Source organism: Arthrobacter sp. zg-Y877 (assembly GCF_030373105.1).
In the GTDB taxonomy this organism is placed as follows: Bacteria; Actinomycetota; Actinomycetes; order Actinomycetales; family Micrococcaceae; genus Arthrobacter_B.
This window is the reverse complement of sequence record NZ_JAUCPU010000003.1, coordinates 403,474-427,047: the sequence shown is the minus strand read 5'-3', so window position 1 is coordinate 427,047 and position 23,574 is coordinate 403,474. Positions and strand designations below refer to the sequence as shown.

Below are 23,574 nucleotides of genomic sequence, written 5' to 3'. Positions count from 1 at the left end.
GGCGGGATGCTGTCTTTAAGCGGTGGTTGCCGTCCCGGGTTTTGGGGGTGCCCGAGGCTAGATCTCCGCGACGGCCACTATCGGGAAAGTGGGGGCCGTGGATCCGCCCGCAGGTTCCACGGTCAGGGCCACGGCGCCGGCCTTGTCGAGGTCGCCGCTGAGCCAAACGCTGACGTCGCCGCCGGAAAAGTGCTGATCCGGAATGGGCGTGTCGGCCTCAAGCAGCCACAACTGGTACTCCCGTCCTTCTCCGGGATCCGGAAGGCCGTCCGCAACGAACAGCGCCTCATCCTGCTCACGGGACACCACGAGGGTGGCGGTTTGTCCGTTGACTTCCACCTGGTGCGTGGCGAGGTCCGGGGCGCTGAGCAGCCGGTTCTCCTGCTCCTGCTGCCGGGCTGCCACCTCCGCCTGCTGCCGCTGCTCCGACTGGACTCCCAGGCTCCAGCCGCCCACGGCGATACCCGGAAGCAGGACTGCGGCTGCAGCGGCGGTCAGCAGGCGGCGGGTGCGCCGCCGTCGTCGTTCCTCGAGCGAGACGACGACGCCGGCCGGGCCGGTCTCGGCGTCGGTAGCCGTACCGGTACCAGACGCGCTGCCCGCCTGGGGATCAGATGCAGGCAGCGGCCGGGTGCCGTGGATGCTGTCCAGCACGGAGGCGCGCAGTTCAGGCGGGGGAGTCTGGGCGGAACCGGCGGCAAGATGCGCGGTGACCTCGGCGTAGCCGGCAAGCTCGGCCTGGCACGGCAGGCAGTCGGCCAGATGCTGCTCGAATTCGGCGCGCTCGGCCGGTTCCAGTGCATCGACGGCATACAGCGGTGCCAGCTCATGGAAATCCCCGGCGTCAACGCCTTTGCTGTGATGGCTCATGCCTGTCCCCCCAATGCTGACCGCAGGTTCTTCAATCCGTCCCGGATCCTGGCTTTGGCGGTGCCGAGCGGAACATCGAGGCGCACCGCAACCTCCTGGTGCGTATAACCCTGGTAATAGGCCATGGCCACGGCCTCGCGCTGGAGCGGGGTGAGGCTGCCCAGCCCGTTCCGCACCTCATGGGTGTTCATGCTCTGTTCCACTTCCTGCCACGTCTGGTCCGTCGGAGTTTCCGCCCGCTGGTCCTCATAGGTCTGTTCCCGGTCCCGTTCCCGCGCCACCTGGCGAACCCGGTCCACCGCCCGGCGGTGGGCCAGGGTGCATAACCATCCCAGCACTGTTCCCCGGCTTGCGTCGAAGCGGGCCGACTGCTGCCAGGCCATCAGATAGACCTCCTGGACAACTTCGGCCGCGATCTCCGGGGAACGGGTCACCCGCACCGCCAGCCCGTAGACCTTGGACGAAGTGGCATCATAAAGGGCCGCAAAACTTGCTTCGTCGCCCTCACCGCAGCGCCGGAGCAGAGCCGCGAGCCCGGAGCCGCCGTTGTCCGCGGTGTCCCGTGCCGCGGCCGCATGCGGGTCGGAGAAGTCCGTTCCGCCGGTACCGGGGTCAGTCATGGGCTCCCACAGGTGATCCCTTCGGCGACGTCGCCCCGCCGCGGTAACGGGCGGGGATATCTTCGCTGAGAACACTGCCATACTCACCAGCCAATCGGCGACCCGCCTCCCTGCCGGATACTCCTGCGGTGTGCCGGCCGGCAGGCCAGTAGCTGCCGGGGGATGCTGCGCTGCCGGAAAAGTTGTTCCATACCCTGTATTCGGAACCGGGGAGCCAACGGACGGGTGGGCGGGGGTAAAAGTATTTTTCCTTTGCACCCATCCAAGCGCGGATCTGCTCCGAACCTTCTGTGTCTAACCACCGATGCACAGCACCTCGATGTGCACACCGACACGACGAAGGAACGATCATGAACAAGAAGATGCGCCTGCTTGCTGTCCCCACCCTGGCCCTGGGCGCGATGGCCCTGTCGACGGCCCCCGCGATGGCACACGGCGAAGACTCCTGGTCGAGCCAGGCAACGCTGAACACCATGAACAACTCCGGCACCACCGGCCAGGCCATGGTGGAAGTGCACGGCATGGAGGCCAAGGTGACGGTCAACGTCGCCGGTGCTGCAGAGACGTTTATGGACGGTCCGTTCCCGCACGCCCAGCACATCCACATCGCCGCCCAGGGCGTCTGCCCCGGACCCGACGCGGATACCGACGGCGACGGCGTTGTGAACACCACCGAGGGGCACCCCTTCTACGGCCACATCGGCAACTCCCTCACCACTGAGGGGGACACCAGTGCCGACTCCGCACTGGCCGTGGAGCGCTTCCCGGGTGGATCCGCCTACACCTACGAGCGCACCTTCGACCTGACTCCGGAGACTGCGGCGTCGCTGAAGGACGGATCCGCCGTAGTGGTAGTCCACGGTGTGGACCCGGCGCTGATGCCCGCCGCCGCAGCCGAGAAGATGTCCGATCTTGACCCGTCGCTGCCTGCCGCGGCAACCCTGCCCGCAGCCTGCGGCACCCTTGCCGGTTCGCAGATGGCGGCAATGCCTGAAGGCGGAGCAGATACCGGAGTGGAAACCGCAGCGGACAACGGCACTGCCACCGGCACCACGACAGTCATCGCCGTGGCCGGTGCCGGTGCACTGACCCTGGCCGGAGCGGTTATGGCCTTCCGCCGCCGCGCCCGCGCCTAGTTCCCAGCTGAGGCTCCGATCCCCATGATTGCATCGCGACACGGCCGCCGCGCAGGTCTTATGACCGGCGCGGCGGCCGCGCTTCTTCTGTTCACCGGGTGTACCGGCACCTCCTCACCGGAAGGAGGGGGACAGGCCAGCAACTCTATGGCTACTTCCTCCGCCGTTCCGGGCGGATCTCCGGGCGAACCGGGCCATCCGGGCGAACTGTCGGGTCCGCCCTCCGGCCAGCCGCAGGCTGCTGCCGGCCAACCCCCGGTCCTGACCGCTTCGAAACCGGTCTCGCTGACCATCCCGTCCGCCGGCGTCGACTCCACACTCCTGCACCTTGGGCTGCGGGAAGACGGCGCCCTTGAGGTCCCGCCCGTTCCGCCCGGCTCACCGGCCAGCTGGTACACGGGATCACCCACCCCCGGCGAACGCGGTCCAGCCGTGCTGCTGGGCCACGTCAACGCTACCGGCGGCGGTGCGGGAGTGTTTGCCAACCTGCGGAGCCTGAAACCCGGCGACCGGATCGAAATTGCCCGGGAAGACGGGACCACCGCGGTTTTCACCGTTGACCGGGGAGAGCAGTACGGGAAGGAAAGCTTTCCCACCCTGGAGGTCTACGGAAACACCGAGGATGCGGAACTGCGGCTGATCACCTGCGACGGTTTTGACGCTGGCACCGGGACCTTCGACGACAACTATGTCGTGTATGCGTCGCTGGCTCCCTGAGTACCGCGTGTTAGGGTCTGGGGCGATATGTCATTGTTGGCTCGGGGGGACCATCATGTCCTTACTTCCGGGCGCTTGCGGAACCATCCTGGGAGAAGACATGAAACACTGCCTGTCCTGCGGCGCTGAACTGCTGCCGCCGTCGGAAATCTGTCCCGCCTGCCGCGCTCCGCAGTCGGCAGCTCTGTACGTTCCGGTTCCGGCAACGTCGGTCTTCGATCCGCCCGTGGTCGCCCCGACGGCGGGCTTTATCCCGTCGCAGCCCGTTGCTTCCCCGGGAGCCCCACGCCCCGCCGCCCGGGATACGCCCGAAGTGCGTACCCGCAGGACGATCATCCTGGTGTCGGTGCTTGTCCTTCTGCTGGTCCTGGGACTCGCGGCGTACGCCGTCGGACGCGGCGGAACGGCGGAGAGCACAGTGGACACCACCGTGGACACGGTGGCCACCGGGACCGGGGGAGCCGGAACGCGGTTCTCGCCCGTGCCTGCATAATCCCGTGCCTGCGTAATACTGGACTCGACTGTCGGCAAGGAGGCCGGGAGGAACGAAAGGATAGGCGCACGTGACGCACTCCCCGACCCCGGCATTCGAAGGATTCACCACGCTCCGGGTAACCGAAGGCGCGGACCGGGTCCAGGTCCAGCTCCACCGGCCAGAGGTCCGCAACGCCATTAACTCGGCCATGGTGGAAGAACTGCACCAGGTCTGCAGCGTGCTGGAACGGCAGCCGCGGGTCCTGATTCTCTCCGGCACCGAGGTCGGCGGAAAAGGGGTCTTCGCCTCCGGGGCGGACATCAAGGAACTGCGGGAACGGCGCCGCGATGACGCCCTGGCCGGAATCAACTCCGGTGTTTTCTCCCGGATCGCCTCCCTGCCGCTGCCGGTGATCGCCGCCCTGGACGGATACGCGCTGGGCGGCGGAGCGGAACTGGCCTACGCCGCGGACTTCCGGATCGGCACGCCACGGCTGAAAATCGGCCAGCCGGAAGCGGGACTGGGCATCATGGCCGCAGCCGGCGCCACCTGGCGGTTGAAGGAACTGGTGGGGGAACCGCTGGCCAAGGAAATGCTGCTCGCCGGACGGATCCTGACCGGGGAGGAAGCGCTGGCTGTCCGGCTGGTCACCGAGCTTCATGACCCCGCCGGCCTGCTTCCTGCCGCCCATGCGCTCGCGGACCGCATCACGGCGTTGGACCCGCTGGCCCTCCGGCTGACCAAGGCGGCCTTCACTGCCCCGCGTGGCGCGCATCCGCTGATCGACAACCTGGCCCAGGGCATCCTCTTTGAATCGGACGCCAAGTTCGACCGGATGCAGGCCTTCCTCGACGGTAGGGAGAACGCCAGCGGCAGCGAAGAGCGCTGACGCCGTGTCCGCCCCGCCCGGGTGAGATCCCCCGGCCGGAACACCGGACACAGATTCAGCTAGAAAAAACCTCCCCGGGCGCCACTGTGTCAAGGAAGGTGCGGACCATGGCGGCGTGGTCCAGGGCCATGGCCACCGATACGACCGGCGCCGGAGCCAGCAGGCCGTGCACGGTGTCCTCGCCGGGTATCAGCCGCCGGTCCACCAGGGTCTGCCCACGGCTGTGGCCGGCCAGCTCCACGCGGACCGGATAATCCTCCAGCACCACGGTCTCCGGGGCGGCGATCAGGCAGGCGGCACCGGCGTCGCCAATCGTGACCGGCGGCAGTGTGCCGTCGTTGGCGGTCACTGTGACGACGGGCTCTTCGCCCAGGATGCCGGCCACGGCCCGCGTCCGTGCGCCCGAGGCCAGCAGCGATCCCACCAGCCGGGCACCCGGATCGGTGGAGGCTTCCAGTGACAGGTACTGCGGGGCGTCCAAGGTCGCCAGCATAAAGACGTCCAGCCCGTACATGGTCACCGGCACGCCGCTGTCCAGGACCACGGCCAGCGCCTCCGGGTCGTGCCACGCATTGAACTCGGCGTGTGACGTGGCGTTGCCGATCCCGGCCGATCCGCCCATAAACACAATCCGTTCCAGTTTCCGGGCGGTCAGCGGGTAAGCGCGCAGGAACACCGCCAGATTGGTCAACGGGCCGATTCCCAGCAGGGTCACCGGTTCGGCAGAGTCTTCGATGGTCCGGTGCAGCAGTTCGACGGCGGCCAGCGGCGAAGCCGGCGTGCTGCTGGCCGGCAGCTGCAGCCCGCCGATCCCGTTGGCACCATGGAACGCGTGGGCGTTGAGGGCTTCATTGACCAGCGGCCGCTCCGCCCCGCGCGCCACGGGAACATCCGGGCGCCCGGCAAGGTCCAGCACGTCCAGGGTATTGCGCAGCACCTGGTCGACGTCGGTGTTCCCGGCCACGCAGGTCACCGCCCGCAGATCGATGCGCGGGCTGCGCGCCAGGAAGGTCAGGGCCATGGCATCATCCACACCGGTATCGACGTCGGCAATTACGGGAATGCGGTGCACGGAATCAGGGGAGGAAGGCATGGCGCCGTCTTTCGTTGAACTGCGGGGGATTACCGGGGAAGGTAATCAAAGAACACTGCCATTCTTCATGAAGGGGACAATCCATGTCACAGGCGCCGCTCCCTCCCGCCAGTGTTGCCGTCCTGGGCGGCGGGGTCCTGGGACTGTCCACCGCGGTCCAGCTGCTGCGCGGCGGGGCGGACGTACTGCTGGTGACGGAAGCGGAGGTGGACAGCGGGGCGTCCGGGCGCTCGCTGTCCTGGCTGAACGCGGGCGGCGGCTACGGCGAGGACTATTACCGGCTGCGGATGTCCGGCATCGACCGCTACCGCACCCTGCTGGCGCAGCACCCCGGCATCGACTGGCTCGCCTTCGACGGAGGCCTGTACTGGGACGATGACCCGTTCACCGTCGTTGAACGGCACAATGCCCAGTCCCGGCAGGGCTACGACGCCCGGATGCTGGAGCGCGAGGACGTGCCGGGTTTCGTGCCCGGCGTTGACCCTGGAGTGCTGCCGCACCGGGTGCTGGCCAACCCGGGCGAAGGCTGGGTGTCCCTGCCGCACCTGGTCCGTCACCTGGCCGAGGAATTCACGCTGCGCGGCGGCACCCTGATTGAGCACGCCGGGCTATGCACGGTGACCCGCGGAGCCGACGACGACGGCGTGCGGGCACGCGGGCTGCGCACCGCCGGCGGGGAGGAATACGCCGCCGACGCCGTCGTCGTCGCCTGCGGGGCAGGCACCCCGGCCGTCCTCGCCGCGGCCGGCATCGACCTGCCCGACGCGTCGGATCCGGCGATGCTGGTGATCAGCGAACCCGTGGAGCACGGGCTGCGGGCAGTGCTGAACACCCCGCGGATTTCGCTGCGCCCCCATCCCGGCGGGCGGCTGGCGATGGATTCCACCTGGTATCTGGACCGGGTGCAGCGCCGCGGGGACGGCGGCTGGGACGTGGACCCGGAGGTGCCGGCCGAGCTGGCCGCCGAGGCAAGCCGCGTGCTCGCGGGACACCCCGAGGTGGTGCCGCAAAGCTGGCACCCCGGACTGAAGCCGGTGCCGGGAGATGGTGAGCCGGTGCTCGGTGAACTGGACGCACTGCCCGGCTGCTGGGCCGTTTTTACGCATTCCGGGGCAACGCTGGGTCTGATTGCCGGAGAGCTGGTTGCCGGGGAGATCTTGACGGGCCGCCGGCATCCGGTGCTGGACCCGTTCCGGGCGGAGCGTTTCCGCTAAACCGGGTGTGTTCCGCTAGCTGGCAGCCCTAGCCCACGGTGCTATTTCGACGGCGCAGCCAGCACCGGAGCGAAAGCCAGCTCAGCGGCACCAACCAGCAGCAGTTCCGAGCGCAGCGCGGCCCGGCGCAGCTGCACCCGCTGGCCCAGGCCGGCCATCGACTCTGCGGCAACGGCGTCGACCAGGCGCTGCTGGTTGGCCGCAAACAAGGTGCCGAGGAAGCCGCCCAAAACGATGGCTTCGGGGTTGAAGATATTCACGAAGTTCGTCAGTGCCACCGCAAGCTGGTCCAGCTGCCGGTCCACCTCTGCACGGACTTCGGCGGTCTGCGGCTGTTCCATTGCGGCATCGAGCGTGTCCTGGTCGGCCCGGTCCAGCCCGAGCACGTCCAGCAGCCGGTCAAGGTTCACTTCGGTTTCCAGGCAACCGCGGCGCCCGCAGTGGCAGGGTTCGCCACCGCTGCGGACCAGGGTGTGGCCGAGTTCGCCCGCATAGCCGTCCGCTCCGCGCAGCGGTGCGCCGGCAACGATGATTCCGCCGCCGATCCCGCTGGCACTGCCGTTGAGGTAGACGGCATTCCCGGTGTCAACGGCGGCACCGAAGAGGCTTTCCGCCACCGACCCCAGCGTGGCGTCATTGCCGGCGAAGACAGGCAGGCCCAGTGCCTGGGACAGGGGAGCGGCGAGGGGTTCGTTCCGCCAGCCCAGGTGCGGGGCCAGCAGCACGTGTCCGTCGGAGGTGCGGGTCAGTCCGGGCACGGCCACACCGACACCGGCGATCCGGTCCATGGCGGCCAGGTCCGGGGCCATCCCCGCCAGCACGGCACGGGTGATGCTGACCGTTTCCTCCACGCTCGGCGGGGTGACGGTGTCATGGCGGACCCGGCGGTGCACCCGGCCGCCAAGACCCACCAACCCCACGGTCACGGCGTCGACGTCGGGGTGGACCACCACGGCGGCGACCCGCTCGTTGGGATGGACCAGCGGACTCGGCCGGCCGACCCGTCCGGCAGGGGGATCGGTTTCATAGGCCAGCCCCAATGAGGCGAGATCGGCGGTCAACGTCCCCACAGTGGAGCGGTTGTAGCCGGTGAGCCGGGTCAGGTCCGCCCGGGACAGCGGGCCGCTGCGGTGCAGGAGGGTCAGGATGCGGGAAAGGCTGGTGGACCTGTCGGTGCCGCGCCCTGCCGGGGCCGGGGCGCTGAGGATGCCGCTTTCCACGTCTCGTGTTTCCTTCCCGGTAGCTCGTTACCCCCAGCCTACCCGGCGTCGGACGCGTTTAGTTGAAGGTGGCAACAAACCTGCTTTGATCCAGCGGTGGAGGCTGGCGGATCCGCGGAGTCGGGCCGGAGAACCATTGACACGCTCGCACCACACCAATATGTTGTTGATTCCAACTAATTCGTGATCTGGAGTTCCCATGACAATGACGCCATCGCCTTCCGACCGTTTTACCTTCGGCCTCTGGACCATCGGCTGGACCGGAACGGACCCCTTCGGCACTCCCACCCGCGCGGCCCTGGATCCGATCAAGGGCATGCATAAGCTCGCCGAACTCGGCGCCTACGGGGTGACCTTCCACGACAATGACCTCGTTCCCTTTGACGCCACGGCGCAGGAACGGGACCTCATCCTCAAGAACTTCACCAATGCCTTGGCCGAAACCGGCCTGAAGGCACCCATGGTGACCACCAACCTGTTCAGCCATCCGGTCTTCAAGGACGGCGGCCTGACCTCCAATGACCGCTCGGTCCGCCGGTTCGCGCTGCGCAAGGTCCTGCGCAACATCGACCTCGCCGCGGAGCTTGGCGCGGAAACCTTCGTGATGTGGGGCGGCCGTGAAGGCAGCGAATACGACGGCTCCAAGGACTTCGCCGCCGCCTTCGACCGGATGCGTGAGGGTATCGACACCGCCGCCGGCTATATCAAGGACAAGGGCTACGGGCTGCGCATAGCCATCGAACCCAAGCCCAACGAGCCGCGCGGCGACATTTTCCTGCCCACCATCGGGCACGGGCTGGCGTTCATTGCCCAGCTTGAGCACGGCGATATTGTCGGCCTGAACCCGGAGACCGGGCACGAGCAGATGGCAGGACTGAACTTCACCCACGGCATCGCCCAGGCCCTGTGGTCCGGCAAGCTGTTCCACATCGACCTCAACGGGCAGAAGTCCATCAAGTTCGACCAGGACCTGGTCTTCGGCCACGGCGACCTCACCAGCGCCTTCTTCACCGTGGACCTGCTGGAAAACGGCTTCCCGAACGGCGGCCCGCGCTACGAAGGCCCCCGCCACTTCGACTACAAGCCCTCCCGCACCGAGGGCTACGCCGGCGTGTGGGAATCCGCCAAGGCCAACATGGACATGTACCTGCTGCTCAAGGAACGTGCCCTGGCCTTCCGTGCCGATCCCGAGGTGCAGGAAGCACTGCAGTACGCGGGCATCGAGGAGTTGGCTTCGCCCACGCTGGCCGCAGGCGAATCGGTCACGGACCTGCTCGCGGACACCTCATCCTTTGAGGACTTCAATGCCGACGCCGCCGCGGAGCGCGACTTCGGCTTCGTGAAGCTGAACCAATTGGCGCTGGAACACCTGATGGGTGCCCGCTAGGCTACCTGCGCACGGGACACCCAGCGCCACCACCAGCACCGATTCGTGCACTGCCGGCTCTTCCGGGGGAGAGCCGGCGGCAGCACCCGTTGAAAGGCCCGATATGCCGCTCGTTGCCGGAGTCGACAGTTCCACCCAGTCGTGCAAGATCGTCATCCGCGACGCACAGACCGGGACACTGCTGCGCGAGGGCACGGCCCGCCACCCTGCCGGCACCGAGGTCGACCCGGAAGCGTGGTGGGCAGCGTTTCGAGAAGCCGCCGCGGCTGCCGGGGGACTGGACGACGTCGACGCCGTCTCCGTGGGCGGGCAGCAGCACGGCATGGTCTGCCTGGATGAGACCGGCGCCGTCATCCGGCCGGCCCTGCTCTGGAACGATGTCCGGTCCGCGGCCGCAGCGGACAAGCTGATCGCCGACGCCGGTCCCGACGGCGCCCGGTACTGGGCCGACACCACGGGCACGGTTCCGGTCGCCTCGATTACGGCGGCGAAACTGCGCTGGCTGGCGGAAAACGAACCGGAGAACGCTGCCCGAACTGCCGCTGTCTGCCTGCCGCATGACTGGTTGAGCTGGCGTCTGGCCGGCTTCGGCCCCGGCAGCGGCGCGGAGGGGCTGGCGGCACTGACCACCGACCGGTCCGATGCTTCCGGCACCGGCTACTGGTCCCCATCCACGGGGGAGTACCTGCCCGAGGTCCTGGAACAAACGCTCGGCCATGTGCCGCAGCTGCCTCGGGTGCTCGGCCCGCTCGAAGCGGGCGGCCGCACTCCAGCCGGCGCGCTGATCGGTCCCGGTGCAGGGGACAACGCCGCTGCCGGACTTGGTGTTGCCGCCGGGGTGGGGGATGTCGTGGTCTCCATCGGCACCTCCGGCACCGTGTTCGCCGTCGTCGACTCCCCGACGTCGGACGCCACCGGACTCGTGGCCGGTTTTGCCGACGCCACCGGCCATTTCCTGCCGCTGACCGCCACCCTGAACGCCTCCCGGGTACTGGACGCGACCGCGGCCCTGCTGGGGGTGGACCTGAATGAGCTGACCAGGCTCGCACTTTCCGCGCCGGCCGGTGCCGGCGGATTGGTGATGGTGCCCTACTTCGAGGGCGAACGCACCCCCAACCTGCCGGATGCCACCGGTTCCCTGCACGGCATGACCCTGCAGAACTTCACCTCCGCCAACCTGGCCCGTGCCGCCGTCGAGGCTGTGGCGTGTTCCCTAGCCGACGGCTTTGCGGCGTTGAAGAACACAGGAGTCACCGCGCAGCACGTGATCCTGGTTGGCGGTGCTGCCCGGTCCGAAGCGGTCCAGCAGGCCATCGCTGCAATCTTCGAACTTCCCGTCACCGTGCCGCGTCCGGGGGAGTACGTGGCCGACGGCGCCGCCCGGCAGGCCGCTGCCGTCCTCACCGGCGCGTGGCCTGAGTGGAGCGACGGCGAATCCGTGGTGGTGACGGCCGATCCCACTCCCGAAGTGCTGCACCGCTACCGGCAGGCTGCCGGACGTCCAGCGCTTCCGGCTGCCCGATAGGATCGGCCCATGACAACTTCCTTCGGGCCCAACGGGCGTCCTGTCTCCCTGGCCGCCGGAGAATATCTGGCCACCATCCTGCCCGTGGGGGCCACGCTCGCCGGACTGACCCACGGTGGCCGGGACGTTGTGCTGCCGCTCGCCGAAGATGAGATTCCGCAGGCCTTCTCCGGCAAGGTGTTGATGCCCTGGCCGAACCGGATTGTCGGCGGCCGCTACACGTTCGAGGGCACCGAGTACCAGGTGCCGGTCAACGAACCCGAGACCGGCATGGCACTGCACGGGCTGGTGGCCTGGGACGCCTGGGACGTTGCGGAGACTTCGCCGGAGCGGGTGGTCCTGCGGCACCGGCTGATGGGCCAGCCCGGGTATCCGTTCCAGCTGGAACTGGAAGCCGTTTATGAGCTCGATGCCGAGACCGGGCTGCGCGTTTCGCTTACTGCCCGGAACGCGGGCACCGGCCCGGCACCCTACGGTGTTTCGGCCCACCCGTACCTGACCGTCGACCGGATTCCTGTGGACCGCTGCGTGCTGGACGTGCCTGCCGCCCAGGTTCTCGGCGGTCCGGACCAGTCCGGCAGCCCTCTGGACCTACGCGAACTTCGGGATACCGAGGGCACCGTGCTCTCCTTCTCTGCGCCCGAGCCGATCGGCGCCCGCACAGCGGACCATGCCTTCACCGGCCTGCCCGACGGCGAATGGCAGGTGTCGCTCACCGATCCGGAAACCGGGTTCGGTGCCGTGCTGTCGGCCGACGGTACGGATGCGCCGTGGCTGCAGGTTTACACAGGGGAGAAGATGGACCGCCTCGGAGTCGCCGTCGAACCGATGACGTGCCCTCCGGATGCCTTCAACTCCGGGGAAGATCTGATTGTGCTGGCTCCCGGCGAGGAGCACCGGCTGAGCTTCCGGATTGCTGCTGCCTAACCGCTTGGCTGTCCTGTTTCCTGGTAGGAAACCAGCCTACGCTTTGAGGTATGACTCAGGACCCCGTCGAGTCCAATCCCGACCATTACAAAGTGGTGTTTGAAAACGATCGCGTTCGCGTGCTTGAGTACCGCGACACTCCCGGCCATACAAGCGTCATGCATCGGCATCCGGACAGTGTGATGCTTACCGCCAGCTCCTTTCGGCGGCGGTTGCATTCGGGCGGGGGACCCGGTGTAGTGCCAGGGCCTGCTCCGGGGCCGGAACCGTTGCCGGGAGCGGGCCCCGGGCTCATACCGGGGCCGGGTGGACCAACTTCGGCTCCGGGCGGCGGGATGGACGTGGAACTGCCCGCCGGTGCCGTCCGTTGGCTTCCCGCCCAGGAGCACTACGGTGAAAACACTGGAGAGACGGAAACCCACGTGTTTTTCGTGGAGCTTAAGGAACCGGACCCATCGGAGGAGATGCCGGGCGGGCCGTTGCCTGCCGCTCCCTGACTGGCTCTTCCCTCCGCTGTAGACTTCCCGGATGCAGACCCTGAAGACGCCCCGCTTGACCCTGCGCCCCTATGAGTCTGCCGATGCCGATTTTGTCCTCGATATGTACTCCCGCATGGAAGTCCAGCGTTTTCTCGGTGCCGTTCCGAAGCTTATGAAGAACCTCGACGAGGCTCAGGCCCTGATCGAGGCTTGGGGTCGCGTGGACGACGGTATCTGTGGTGTGTGGGCCGTGGAGGAAAGGGACACCGGGAACCTGGCCGGGACCCTGCTGCTGAAGCCCATTCCGGCGTCGGGACCGGAGAGGCAACCTTCCGGCGATATTGAAATCGGTTGGCACTTCCATCCCGCGAGCTGGGGGCAGGGTTTCGCTGCGGAAGCGGCGGCTGCTGTCCTGGAGCATGGTTTCGGCCAGGGGCTTCCCCGGGTAGTGGTCGTCATCGATCCGGCCAATACTGCGTCGCGGCGGGTCTGCGAGAAGATCGGTGTGGTTCCCCAGGGCAGCACGGACCGGTATTACAACACCATCCTGGAGCTGTTCACTGCGGAGAATCCGGGCTAGCGCGCTGGGTGCGTCTGCCGGGTTTACCGGGTTGCTGGGGACGGGACTTGGGCCGGGATGATGCGACTGAGGGTGCATGGTCAGAACGGAGGTTCCGCTTCCTGCCCGTGTTCCTCCCACTTGTGGTTCTTCCACCCGCCTGCCTTCTGCCTATCTTCCGTTCGCGGGTCCGTTGCCGGATCCGGCGGGCCTAGTTCCAGGAAGGGTTCGGTCCGGTAGACCCGGCCGGTCGGCGAGGTCCACTCCATCACCCCTGGTGTGGGTTGGCAGGTTTTCCAATAACCCAGGGTCTTGAACCGGTGATGCCGGCGGCATAGATGTTCCAGGTTCCCATGGTCGGTGGGACCGCCGCGGGCCCAGTCTGTGGTGTGGTCGATGTCCGAGTTCGCGGTGCTGACCCGGCACCCGGGGAACCTGCAGGTTCCATCCCGGGCCCGAAGCCAGCGGCGGAGCCCCGCCGGGACCTTTCTGCGGCGCCCCACGCCGAGAATTTCTCCGGTGTGCGGGTTCTGCGCCAGACCGGTCCATCCGGCTGCGTTGCGGGCCAGCCTTCGGGCGGTTTCGGCGCTGATGGGTCCGTAGCCGTGCAGTTCGGCCGGCTGATCGTCGGCACCGAAGAGTGTTTCGGCACTGATCAGGACCATGATTTCCGCCCTCGGGACGGCGCCCATGTCGTCGCAGCTGGTCCCGTTTGTGCCGGGCGAGCCGCCCGCCCGCCTTGCTCCACCATTTCTAGTGATTCGCGTTGGGCCTAGCCTGACGGCTCCACCCGCACCGCCGGCTTCAGTGACCAGCAGCGGGCCAGACCCGGCGGCTCCACCCGCACCGCCGCTAACGTGCATTGTCCCGAGTCCGCCCATTAACAGTTGCGCCAGAATGTCGGCCCGCAGCTGGTCCGTAGTCCTCGGGTCTCCGCCCGCTTGCTCTCCCCGAGCCGCCGTGCTGAGGGTCGTGTAGATCTGCTGGGCTTCCTCGGCCCGTAGATGAGCCGACAGGCAGGACATGCCGTCCTCTTCCCGGTCCAGAGTGACCTTGCGCTGCTCGAACGCGGACTGGTGCCGTTTGCTGATCGTCGCCGGGTACTGTTTCTCGCGCAGTCGCCGGGCCTTCGCCGAGAACTGCGCCCGGGTCTGCCCGGCTGCAGCGGCCAGTAGGCCGGCTTCGAATTCCGGCAGTGCAACGGGAGGAACGTTCTCGCACTGGTCCAACACCACCTGGGCGTGAGCGTAGCTAAACCGTCCCTCTTCCAGACCAGTCATTGTGGCGGCATGGGTGCTGCATAGGATGCGCGCTTCACTCAGCATCCGCTGACCGGTGGCCTGCGGAACGTGCAGGATGGTCGCGCATTCAGAGGCTGCGAGACTGAAGACCAGCCCGGGTTCGGCCTTGCCCCAGTCCGACTCGATGCCGTCCCGGAAGATCACCTCCATCCGGTTCATCAACCGGGCCTGCTGCGCCTGCGCCCAGGAAATCAGATGCGCCACCCGTCCTAGAGCGTCTCCGACAGTTCTCTCGTCGAAGGCTTCAATGTTCTGTAGCGCCAACGTTCCTGTGAACCCGTCCGGGTACCCGTCGGCGGTGGAAGGCTCGTTAGCAGTGGAAGGGCTGGCTGCGGGTTCGGACGTATCATCGTCGGCAGGTTCGGCAGGTTCGGCAGGTTCGGCAGGTTCGGCAGGTTCGGCAGGTTCGGCAGGTTCGGCAGGTTCGGCAGGTTCAGAAGTGGCAGTGGCAGTGGCAGGCTCGGAATTGGAAGCACCGGCATCTGTGGTCTCTGCATCCGCGAGTTCCGCCCGGTACACAGCCAGAGTGACCGACGAGCAGGGCGCCTCTGCGTCACCAGCCTGCCCGTCCGGCTGCTGGTCTTCGCCATCCTGCTCTTCGGTTATCTGTTCGGTGTTCCCGAGCTGATCCATACCTCAGGATTTCATCCCGCACTGACATTTCCGGCCCAAAAACAGGCCCAAAACGGCCATCACAAAAACTGGAAATACCTGTCTTTTGAACGCGATTACCTGCCTGCCAATCCCGTCGATCGAGGGGCACTTTTCCCTGAGTTTCGACGCCCTACGCATTCAGTCCGCAGGTGGTGAAAGGATTTCCACCCGGTTCCCGAACGGGTCCCTGCAGTGGAACCGCTCGTAACCCTCGAAGGTGTACCGGTCGGCCCAGGAAACCTCGTAGCCCTCCAGTGAGAGCCGGGCCCCGAGTTCCACAAGTGCGTCCGAGGATTCCAGCACCAAGGCCGGGTGCGCCTTCTGCGCCGGAATAAAAGGGGAGTCCACTCCGAGATGGATTTCGGCCGCCACCGTGTCGGCGTCGAACGCCCGGAACCAGCAGCCTCCCCGCCCGGCGAGCGACGGCGGTTTTGCCACCTCGGTCAGGCCCAAGCCCTCGCCGTAAAAGCGTCGGGCCTGGTCTTCCCCGCCCTTGGGTATTGAAACCTGTACATGGTGAAGCCGCATGAATTCCCCCGAGTGTTCACTGATTGCAGTAATGAACCGAATTGTGCCAGAAGGTTCCGTTGACGGCTCCGGGACCGGGTTTCACACTGAGAGCAAGCACGTTCACTGTCCGCCCAAGCTGCACCCCACCGAAGGCGCTTTCCCATGGACAAGAACTTCCTCACCTATCCGGACTGGCAGGCCACCGCCGACACCCTGCACCTGTACCTGCAGGTGGCAGGCAAGGTGAAACTGGAACGCAGCTACCCGGAACCGGAGTGGGGCCACGTGCGGATGCCGCTGACCGTCCAGGGGATCGGCACCGGCATCATCCCCGGCCCGGACACGAACTTCGAGATCTATTTCAACCTGCGCCAGCACCACGTGGACGTCCAGAACAGCAACTACATCCGCACCCGGATCGAGCTCAGCGACGGGCTCAGTGTGGCCGACTTCTACCGCCAACTGATGGGGGCACTGGAATTCATCGAGGCGCCCACCAGCATCAACACCGAGCCGCAGGAATTCTATGATCCGGTGCCTTTCGACTCCGACACCAAACACTCCACGTATGACAAACACGCGGTGGAGCTGTTCCTGGACAACCTGCATTTCGCGCACCGCTGCCTCACCCAGTTCCTAGGACCGGTGCGGGGGAAGGTCTTCGCGCCGTCGTACTGGTTCGGCACCATGGACCTTTCCGGAACCATCTTCAGCGGCCAGTCCGAGCCGTACCCCGGAAACGGCGTCATTGCCGTGAACTGCTTCGACGAAAGATTCTGCGAATTGGGTTTCTGGCCGGGGGACCCGTCCGCTCCGGAACCCGCGTTTTACGCAATGCCGTATCCGTTCCTCGCCAACATCGGTAGCTACGGCAGCATGCTGGCCCCGGATAAAGCCGAATTCCGCACCACATCCAGCGAATTCTTCCTTACACTCAAGGACGCGTTCTCCTACGCCGATCCGCAGCGGGCAGTAGTGGATTTCTGCCGCACCACCTTCGACATCGTGCAGCGGATGGATAGGTGGAGCGGGATCGAATGGATCACCGAACCGCTGAATTACGAGAGGCCGGACCGCAGCTAGCGGGTGAACGGCGCAGCCAGCGGGTGAACGGAGGAAGCGGCTGCCGAAGCGCTCCCTCACGGAGGAGTTTCAGGCGGATTTGCCGGGCGTCCTCGTGTGGTCGCGGGCTATGCGGCGGGCGCTGGCCGTGTCCGAAGGGGATCTGGGCATCCTGGTCGGCAGCCCGATCACCGTCACCCTCTACCTGGTGCTCGTGGTGGCGCTGGCCGTCAGCGCAGTGCAGCATCTGCGCCACCGCCGGGATGACCGACGCGCGGCAGACGCTGAACCGGAGCACGAAACGGTCTAGCAGGTTCCCACCCGGAGGGGACGGCGGCCAGACGCGGCCGTCCCCGCCGCCGCACCCCCCGGCGGGAGTTAACAGCCCGTTCGCCGACAGGTTGATCTTCCTCGCACCGGACGTTTCGGTGGGGTCCGGCGCGAGCGGCCGGGATACGATGCTGAACAGCAACCGCACCCCACCGAAAGACCCCGATGTCACCCCGCAAACTGTTCCGCAGCCTCGCACTGGCCGAAGCCGTGACCTGGACCCTGCTCCTGATCGGCATGTTCGCCAAGTACGTGCTGGACTTCGAAGCCCTCACGCCCATCTTCGGCGGCCTGCACGGCTTCGTGTTCCTCGCGTACGGCGTGGTCACCCTGTTTGTCTGGGCCAACCAGAAATGGCCGGCACGCACCGGCATCCTCGGACTGGCCACCACAGTGATCCCGTGGGCCACCATTCCCTTCGAAAAGTCCGTGGACCGCCGCGGCCTGCTGAAGGGCGGCTGGCGGATGGCACCGGGCGGCGACGAGCCCACCAACGCCGTGGACCGGGTCTCGGCCCTCGTCCTGCGGCGGCCCATCGTCGCGGGGATCGTGGCGCTGGTGGCCGTTGCCGTGGTCTTCAGCGTCCTGCTGTACCTGGGCCCGCCGGTTCCTCAGGGATAACTGTTCCGAAGGGGATAACCGCTAGGACTCCGCGGGCAGCGGGGCGGCACCGGCGGCGCCTGGCTCTGCACTGGGCTTACCACCGGGACGCAGCCGACGCCGGTCCGGACGGTTGGTACGTCCCCCGCGGTACGCCGTCGTCCCCGTCGCCAGGATGAGGACGATCAGGACGGCACAGCCGATGATCACCGAAACCATGGCCATGGCGCCGCCGCCCAGGATCCCGACCAGCGGGCTGATGATCCCGGCCAGGCCCACCTGCAGCGCACCGATCAGCGCTGCGGCACTGCCGGCCATGTGGCCGTAGTTGTTCAGGGCGAGGATGGAGGAGTTCGAGGCAATGAAGCCGTGCATGCCTAGGACCAGCCACAGGCCGGCGGTCAGGCCGGCGACGCCGCCCAGACCGGTGAGTACGATCACCGGCAGCAGCATGGCCAGGCCCAGCAGCAGGAGCACAGCGAGCCGCAGGATTCCCAAGGGGTTATAGCGGCCCACGAGCCAGGCATTGAGCTGGGCGGAAATAACCATGCCGACGCCGTTGATCGCGAACACGGCGGCGTACTGCGCCGGGCTGAGCCCGTATTCGTCCTGGAAGACGAACGGTGAACCCACCACGTAGCTCATAATCACGGCCATACCCAGGCCCGGAATCGTAGCCAGCGCCAGGAACTGCCGGTCCTTGAGCAGGACCCGGAAGCCGCTGAACGTACTGGCACCGCCCTTGGTCCGGCGGCGTTCCGGCGGCAGGGTTTCGGGCATCCACTTCAGGACAATTGCTCCGAGGACGACCCCGATCAGGGCCAGAGCGAGGAACACGGCACGCCAGTTCCACAGCCCGGAAACCGCCTGCCCGATGGTGGGGGCCAGCAGTGGGGCCAGACCGATGATCAGCATCAGCCGGGAAAGCATCGCGGCTGCGGAGGATCCGGTGAACCGGTCCCGCACCACGGCCAGGGCCACCACGCCGGCGGCGGCGTTGAAGAAGCCCTGCAGCAGGCGCAGCACAATCAGCGCCCCGATGTTGGGCGCGAGGAAACACAGCAGCGACACCACCACGTGCAGGGCAATGCCGATGATCAGCGGCAGGCGCCGGCCGAAGCGGTCCGAGAACGGACCGATCACCAACTGCCCGACGGCGGCACCAAGCAGCGTGCCGGAGAGGGTGAACTGCGCCGCGGCGGCGCTGGTGTGCAGGTCCTCGGCTACCTCCGGCAGCGCCGGAAGGTACATGTCGGTGGTCACCGCCGGGAGCGCAGCCAGGGCACCGAGCATCAGGATGTACTTGATGCTCGTGCGGGCTGCAGTGCGGTTTCGTGTTCCAGTTTCGGGCGGGGTATCGCTCACAGGCACTCCTGGTGCGGGTTGCGGTTTTCTAAATCCTTACGGGTGCCGGACGCCGGCTCCAGCCAGCACGGCGCGGTAGCCTTCCCGGTACGTGGGGTAGGCAAACTCGAATCCCGTGCCGCGCAGCCGCCGGTTGCTCAGCCTGCGGTTGCCGCCGCGGCTGGTGGACGTTTCGCTTGCGGGCGGCAGTTGCCGGCCCAGTTCGGCGGCCAGGAATCCGAGCACATCTGCCAGCTCCACCGGCTCCATATCCACTCCAACATACAGGGGCGCGGGAGCGGAAACCCGGGTGGTGAGGTGCACGATGGCGGCGGCGGCGTCGTCCCGGTGGATCCGGTTGGTCAGCTGGGTCTGTGCCGGGACGACGGCGGTTCCTGCGGTGACGGAGTCGATCAGCCGGGTGCGTCCCGGCCCGTAAATGCCGGATAAGCGCAGCACCACCGCGTCGGACCGCCGGGAGTGCAGCAGCTGCTCGGCCTCGAGGATCACGGCACCGGTGGCCGACGCCGGGGCGGCCGGCGTTTCCTCGTCCACCTCGCCGCCGTCGGCGTCGCCGTACACCGCGGTGGAGGAGACGAAGAGGATGCGCCGCGGCTGCACGCCGTCGCGCTCCAGGGCGTCCAGGACGTTCGCGGTACCGGTGAGGTAGGCCGCGCGGTAGGCCGCCTCGGTCCGTTCATCGGCGGCCACCGCAATCACGACGACGTCGGTATCCCCCGGGATGCGCGGAAGGTTCCCTGCGGTCAGGTCTACTGCGGAGCCGGTGATCTCCGCCGGCAGTTTCTCCGGCGAGCGGCGCCAGCCCAGCACGGAAAAGCCGGCCGCAGCGAACCGCAGGCCGGCTTCCGTGCCCAGATCGCCGCAGCCGGCGATCAGGACCGTCATGTCCTACTCAGCCAGGGCGGAGATGACGGCCTTGGCCACATCCTCGCTGGACTGGGGGTTCTGGCCGGAGATCAGGTTGCGGTCGCGGACCACGTAGCTGGTCCAGGCCGGGCCGGTCTCGATCTCGGCGCCCTTGTTCCGCAGGACTTCCTCCACGAACCAGGGGGTGTTCTCCCCGGTGCCGCCGTTGAGCTCTTCCTCGTCCGTGAAGACGGTGAGCTTGCGGCCGGCGAAGATGAATTCGCCGTCCTCGGTCTCGGCAGCCAGGAGACCGGCCGGGCCGTGGCAGAACGGGGCAATGATCTTGCCCGCGGCATCGGCCTCAATGAGGATCCGGCCCATGTCCTTGTCGAACGCAAGGTCCGCCATGGGGCCGTGCCCGCCCGGCATCACTACGGCGTCGTACTCCGCGGTATCCGCGTCGGCGAGCACCAGCGGCGAGGAGAGCTCGGCGTCGATGAAGGAGATGTACTGCGTGAAGGCTGCGGCCTTTTCCACGCTGCCGGCCGACTCGGGGGCCAGGGAGACCTGGTCTACGGTGGGCTTGGCGCCGCCGGGGGTGGCGATGCGGACGGTGTGTCCGGCCTCGTGCAGCACGCGGTGCGATTCAACCAGTTCTTCGGCCCAGTAGCCGGTGGGGTGTTCGCTGCCGTCCTTCATGGTGAGGGAGTCTGCTGCGGATACAACCATCAGGATATTTGCCATGCGTTCTATCTCCTCTGCTTGGCGGGAAAAGCCGAAAGTGTTGTTACTTGGCCGGGGCGGCTGCGGCGCCGGCGGCGTCCAGTTCGGCGAAGGTGGCGTCGTCGAGTGAAATGTTCGCAGCACCCAGGTTGTCCTCGAGGTGGGCGATGGAGCCGGTGCCCGGGATCGGCATCATCACGGGGGAGCGGCGCAGCAGCCAGGCCAGGGCAACCTGGGAGGCGCTGGCGTTCAGGCGCTTGGCGGCTTCGTCCACGGGGCCGCCCGGCTGGGCCAGCTCGCCGGCGGAAATCGGTGCCCACGGGATGAAGCCGATGCCGTTGTCCTCGGCGTACTTGAGCACGTCCTCGGAGGAACGGTCGGTGAGGTTGTAGCGGTTCTGCACGGTGGAGACGGTGAAGAACTTCGCAGCTGCCTTCAGCTCCTCAACGGAAACCTGGGACAGGCCGAGGGCCTTGACCTTGCCCTCCTGCTGGAGGTCGCGCAGGACGGCGAACTGCTCTTCGGGATCAACCTTGGGGTCGATGCGGTGCAGCTGCAGCAGGTCCAGGGAGTCGACCTTCAGCTTGCGCAGGGCGAGTTCGGTCTGCTGGCGCAGGTACTCGGGGCGGCCCACCGGAACCCAGACGTCCGGGCCGGTGCGGACGAAGCCCACCTTGGTGGCGATGCGGACGCCGTCGGGGTACGGGTAGATCGCTTCGGCGATGATTTCTTCGCTGATGTTCGGTCCGTAGGAGTCGGCGGTGTCGATGAAGTCGACGCCCAGCTCGACGGCGCGGCGCACCACGTCGACGGCGGTTCCGCGGCTTTCCGGTTCGCCCCAGACGCCGGGTCCCACAATGCGCATGGCGCCGAAGCCCAGGCGGTGTACGGTGCCCAGGTCCTTCAAATCGATGGTGGGGGACAGGGCGGGGGAAGTTTCCGTCGTATCAGTCATATAGGCGTCAACAGACGGTGCGTCCGGGTTTATTCCTCAGCAGCCTTAGTTCTGCACGCAGCCTCCGGACTGTTCCTGTCCGGAAAGGGGCTATTGGCGGGGCCCGGGAGGGCCTAGCTTGTGGGGATGGACTGGAAAATCGAGCTTGTCCCCGTGCCGGTGTCCGACGTCGACGCCTCCAAAAACTTCTACGTGGACCAGGTGGGCTTCAACGCCGACTTTGATGAACGGGTGGATGAAAACCTGCGTTTTGTGCAGCTGACGCCGCCCGGCTCCGCCTGCTCCGTGGTCATCGGCCCCGGCACCACCGATATGGTTCCAGGCACCCAGCGGATCCAGGTGGTGGTGCCAAGCGCTGCCGATGCCCGGCAGCACCTGGTGAACCACGGTGTGGCCGCGAGCGAGATTACCCCGCTGGACTGGGGCACCTTCGTGTACTTCAGCGACCCGGACGGCAACCAGTGGTCGCTGCAGGAGCTTCCGGAGATTCCTCCCACACTGCCGTCCGAGTCCTTATAAGGATCCCCACCACCGCTGGCGGTCCCTGCCCGCCGGTGCCGCCCGGTTGGCTGCCGCGGCGCTCACCTGTCGGAAAAGGCTGGCGCCGCGGCGGTCCTGGATCCCTGTCCCAGGCTTGAATCGCTTGCGCGGGCTACAGGAAAATTCCAAGCAGAAGGACAGCTGCCAGCCCGATCACTGAGGCCAGCGATGTAGTCACGCCGACAATCTTCACTGCGCCTTTAGTTGTTTGACCCAGAAGGTTCTTTGACATCCAGAAAAAGTTGCTGTGCACCGTCATGAAGAATACGGACCCGGCGCCGGCGGCTAGGGCTATCAGGATGGGATCTATGGTTCCCATGGCAGCAACGGGAGCCAAGATACCCGCCGACGTGATCGCCGCTACGCTGACGGATCCAATTGCCACGTGCAGGACTACTGCGATCAACCACGCCAGGAGGATAGGCGGACCGGCGCTGGCGGAAAAGAAGTCGGCCAGGACGTCGCCCAGACCTGTCACTTTCACCAGGCTTGCAAGGGACCCGCCCAGCCCGGTCAGCACCAGAACCTCGCCCAAGTTAGTGAAGGAAGAGTCCAATGCGCGTTTGACCCCGTCCTGTCCCTTATAGCCCAGGACGATCATGAGCGAGACGAAGGACCCCAGTAGAAGGGCGATAGTGGGATCAGCAAAGAAGGCTAGTGCATCGACTTCGATCCCGAAGACATCGGCCAACGAGCCGAGAGCGACGAGCACCAGGGTGAGCACCAGGGGAGTGAGGCTCAGCCAAATGGGTGGCAGGGGCCGAGCTGTGGAAGCCTTTGCTGTTCCAGGCAGAACCGCGGTCCGGCTCTCGGATCCTCCGGTAACAGAATCAGGTGAAGATGAAGCGCCGGTGACCGGCGCAGCGGGGAAGGTCTCTTCTGCAGACGCCGCGTCGAGCTTGTCCATAACCTCCCAGTCTTCGTCGGTTGCTGCGTTCCAAAACCGGGTATGGCTGATGAGGAGGTTCATCAGGAAAATCGTGGCGATGATAGTTACCACGCCGATCGCGGTGCCGAAAAGGAGATAGCGCCACAAGGGGATGCCGATTACCCCGGAGAGAGCCAGCGAACCGACGCTGGGAATCATCATGACCAGGCCCACCAGGATCCCGCAGACCAGCGCCGCAGCGACGCGCGGAATTCCGTTTCGCCCGATGTTCCGCGCGAGGCCCCGGGCGACGGGAGCGGTGACTACCAGCATGACGTCGGCAAAGATGGCCTGAAGTGCGGTCCCTGCAGTGACTCCGAGAGCATAAGGGGAGCGCTGCTTGCCAAATATTCTCAGGAGCGACTTAACGATGCGGTCGATTGCCCCCATTTCAGACAGCGCCGTTCCCATGGTGATTCCAAATGCAATCAGGAGACCGATCTTTGCAAGAATTTCACCGAACCCTCCGGTGAGGGCTTCCAAGGTTCCTGTGAGTCCAAGCCCGGCCGCGATGCCGAGGTAGAGGATTCCAAAGATCAGCGCATATGCCGGATGCACCTTTAGCTTAACGATCAGAACGATGATGCCCACGATCGTGATCGCCGTGTGAAGTAGTAACAAACCGTTGTCCATAGGTCCGTCCAGTCAT

The 23,574-nt window shown here is 66.6% G+C and carries 24 protein-coding genes; 13 read left to right on the top strand and 11 right to left on the bottom strand.

Going from position 1 to position 23,574, the window contains the following annotated elements:
* Positions 1 to 57 precede the first annotated feature (57 nt).
* The gene (locus QNO03_RS09450) at positions 58 to 870 is read right to left on the bottom strand and encodes an anti-sigma factor (RefSeq protein WP_289603097.1); all 813 of its coding nucleotides are present in this window, start codon (positions 868 to 870) and stop codon (positions 58 to 60) included.
* Complete coding sequence (locus QNO03_RS09445; RefSeq protein WP_289603096.1) at positions 867 to 1,490, bottom strand: sigma-70 family RNA polymerase sigma factor; 624 nt, start codon at positions 1,488 to 1,490, stop codon at positions 867 to 869. Before QNO03_RS09445 ends, QNO03_RS09450 begins: the two co-directional genes overlap by 4 nt.
* 350 nt (positions 1,491 to 1,840) lie before the next feature.
* On the opposite strand from QNO03_RS09445, the gene QNO03_RS09440 reads away from it, so the two are divergent.
* The 4 genes from QNO03_RS09440 (at position 1,841) to QNO03_RS09425 (ending at position 4,707) form a co-directional block, all read left to right on the top strand.
* Positions 1,841 to 2,626, top strand: a complete 786-nt coding sequence (locus QNO03_RS09440) for a hypothetical protein (RefSeq protein ID WP_289603095.1) — start codon at positions 1,841 to 1,843, stop codon at positions 2,624 to 2,626.
* Between the two features lie 147 nt (positions 2,627 to 2,773).
* Positions 2,774 to 3,343: a class F sortase gene (locus tag QNO03_RS09435; RefSeq protein ID WP_289603094.1), complete on the top strand. Its 570-nt coding sequence runs from the start codon at positions 2,774 to 2,776 to the stop codon at positions 3,341 to 3,343.
* Between the two features lie 100 nt (positions 3,344 to 3,443).
* A complete protein-coding gene (locus QNO03_RS09430) occupies positions 3,444 to 3,836 on the top strand; it encodes a hypothetical protein (RefSeq protein WP_289603093.1) in 393 nt (130 codons plus the stop codon).
* A gap of 70 nt (positions 3,837 to 3,906) precedes the next feature.
* Complete coding sequence (locus QNO03_RS09425) at positions 3,907 to 4,707, top strand: enoyl-CoA hydratase/isomerase family protein (protein WP_289603092.1); 801 nt, start codon at positions 3,907 to 3,909, stop codon at positions 4,705 to 4,707.
* A gap of 55 nt (positions 4,708 to 4,762) precedes the next feature.
* Here the strand turns inward: QNO03_RS09425 and QNO03_RS09420 are convergent, their stop codons facing one another.
* Entirely contained in the window at positions 4,763 to 5,800 is a 1,038-nt protein-coding gene (locus tag QNO03_RS09420) for a nucleoside hydrolase (protein ID WP_289603091.1), read from the bottom strand.
* 83 nt (positions 5,801 to 5,883) lie between these two features.
* Between QNO03_RS09420 and QNO03_RS09415 the strand changes: the two genes are divergently transcribed.
* Positions 5,884 to 7,014, top strand: a complete 1,131-nt coding sequence (locus QNO03_RS09415; RefSeq protein ID WP_289603090.1) for an NAD(P)/FAD-dependent oxidoreductase — start codon at positions 5,884 to 5,886, stop codon at positions 7,012 to 7,014.
* A gap of 41 nt (positions 7,015 to 7,055) precedes the next feature.
* Here QNO03_RS09415 and QNO03_RS09410 read toward each other — a convergent pair whose 3' ends face one another.
* Positions 7,056 to 8,234: an ROK family transcriptional regulator gene (locus QNO03_RS09410; RefSeq protein WP_289603089.1), complete on the bottom strand. Its 1,179-nt coding sequence runs from the start codon at positions 8,232 to 8,234 to the stop codon at positions 7,056 to 7,058.
* 199 nt (positions 8,235 to 8,433) lie between these two features.
* Here QNO03_RS09410 and xylA point away from each other — a divergent pair, with 199 nt between their 5' ends.
* From xylA to QNO03_RS09390, 4 genes are all read left to right on the top strand, one after another.
* Positions 8,434 to 9,621, top strand: coding sequence for a xylose isomerase (gene xylA, locus QNO03_RS09405; protein ID WP_289603088.1), 1,188 nt, complete (start codon positions 8,434 to 8,436; stop codon positions 9,619 to 9,621).
* A gap of 103 nt (positions 9,622 to 9,724) precedes the next feature.
* A complete protein-coding gene (locus QNO03_RS09400; RefSeq protein ID WP_289603087.1) occupies positions 9,725 to 11,146 on the top strand; it encodes an FGGY family carbohydrate kinase in 1,422 nt (473 codons plus the stop codon).
* Between the two features lie 9 nt (positions 11,147 to 11,155).
* Positions 11,156 to 12,073 carry an aldose-1-epimerase gene (locus QNO03_RS09395; protein ID WP_289603086.1) on the top strand — a complete coding sequence of 306 codons (918 nt, stop codon included), beginning with the start codon at positions 11,156 to 11,158 and terminating at the stop codon, positions 12,071 to 12,073.
* 528 nt (positions 12,074 to 12,601) lie between these two features.
* The gene (locus tag QNO03_RS09390) at positions 12,602 to 13,132 is read left to right on the top strand and encodes a GNAT family N-acetyltransferase (protein WP_289603085.1); all 531 of its coding nucleotides are present in this window, start codon (positions 12,602 to 12,604) and stop codon (positions 13,130 to 13,132) included.
* An 80-nt stretch (positions 13,133 to 13,212) separates the two neighbouring features.
* On the opposite strand, the gene QNO03_RS09385 is transcribed toward QNO03_RS09390, so the two are convergent.
* Complete coding sequence (locus QNO03_RS09385; protein WP_289603084.1) at positions 13,213 to 15,045, bottom strand: HNH endonuclease; 1,833 nt, start codon at positions 15,043 to 15,045, stop codon at positions 13,213 to 13,215.
* Between the two features lie 159 nt (positions 15,046 to 15,204).
* Positions 15,205 to 15,594, bottom strand: coding sequence for a VOC family protein (locus QNO03_RS09380; protein ID WP_289603083.1), 390 nt, complete (start codon positions 15,592 to 15,594; stop codon positions 15,205 to 15,207).
* A gap of 144 nt (positions 15,595 to 15,738) precedes the next feature.
* Here QNO03_RS09380 and QNO03_RS09375 point away from each other — a divergent pair, with 144 nt between their 5' ends.
* From QNO03_RS09375 to QNO03_RS09365, 3 genes are all read left to right on the top strand, one after another.
* On the top strand, positions 15,739 to 16,659 hold the full coding sequence (locus QNO03_RS09375; RefSeq protein WP_289603082.1) for a DUF5996 family protein: 921 nt from the start codon (positions 15,739 to 15,741) through the stop codon (positions 16,657 to 16,659).
* Positions 16,660 to 16,738: 79 nt separating this feature from the next.
* Positions 16,739 to 16,948: a hypothetical protein gene (locus QNO03_RS09370; protein WP_289603081.1), complete on the top strand. Its 210-nt coding sequence runs from the start codon at positions 16,739 to 16,741 to the stop codon at positions 16,946 to 16,948.
* A 185-nt stretch (positions 16,949 to 17,133) separates the two neighbouring features.
* Positions 17,134 to 17,589 (top strand): DUF3817 domain-containing protein, encoded by a 456-nt coding sequence (locus QNO03_RS09365; RefSeq protein ID WP_289603080.1) that lies wholly within the window; start codon positions 17,134 to 17,136, stop codon positions 17,587 to 17,589.
* 21 nt (positions 17,590 to 17,610) lie between these two features.
* Here QNO03_RS09365 and QNO03_RS09360 read toward each other — a convergent pair whose 3' ends face one another.
* Genes QNO03_RS09360 through QNO03_RS09345 form a run of 4 tightly spaced genes read right to left on the bottom strand, consistent with a single transcriptional unit; the run spans position 17,611 to position 21,457 of the window.
* Positions 17,611 to 18,933, bottom strand: a complete 1,323-nt coding sequence (locus QNO03_RS09360) for a multidrug effflux MFS transporter (protein WP_289603079.1) — start codon at positions 18,931 to 18,933, stop codon at positions 17,611 to 17,613.
* Between the two features lie 36 nt (positions 18,934 to 18,969).
* On the bottom strand, positions 18,970 to 19,818 hold the full coding sequence (locus tag QNO03_RS09355) for an NAD-dependent epimerase/dehydratase family protein (protein ID WP_289603078.1): 849 nt from the start codon (positions 19,816 to 19,818) through the stop codon (positions 18,970 to 18,972).
* Positions 19,819 to 19,821: 3 nt separating this feature from the next.
* Positions 19,822 to 20,523 (bottom strand): type 1 glutamine amidotransferase domain-containing protein, encoded by a 702-nt coding sequence (locus QNO03_RS09350; protein ID WP_289603077.1) that lies wholly within the window; start codon positions 20,521 to 20,523, stop codon positions 19,822 to 19,824.
* 43 nt (positions 20,524 to 20,566) lie between these two features.
* Entirely contained in the window at positions 20,567 to 21,457 is an 891-nt protein-coding gene (locus QNO03_RS09345) for an aldo/keto reductase (protein WP_289603076.1), read from the bottom strand.
* A gap of 126 nt (positions 21,458 to 21,583) precedes the next feature.
* On the opposite strand from QNO03_RS09345, the gene QNO03_RS09340 reads away from it, so the two are divergent.
* The gene (locus QNO03_RS09340) at positions 21,584 to 21,976 is read left to right on the top strand and encodes a VOC family protein (protein WP_289603075.1); all 393 of its coding nucleotides are present in this window, start codon (positions 21,584 to 21,586) and stop codon (positions 21,974 to 21,976) included.
* A 133-nt stretch (positions 21,977 to 22,109) separates the two neighbouring features.
* Here QNO03_RS09340 and QNO03_RS09335 read toward each other — a convergent pair whose 3' ends face one another.
* Positions 22,110 to 23,558: a GntP family permease gene (locus QNO03_RS09335; RefSeq protein ID WP_289603074.1), complete on the bottom strand. Its 1,449-nt coding sequence runs from the start codon at positions 23,556 to 23,558 to the stop codon at positions 22,110 to 22,112.
* Positions 23,559 to 23,574: the final 16 nt, after the last annotated feature.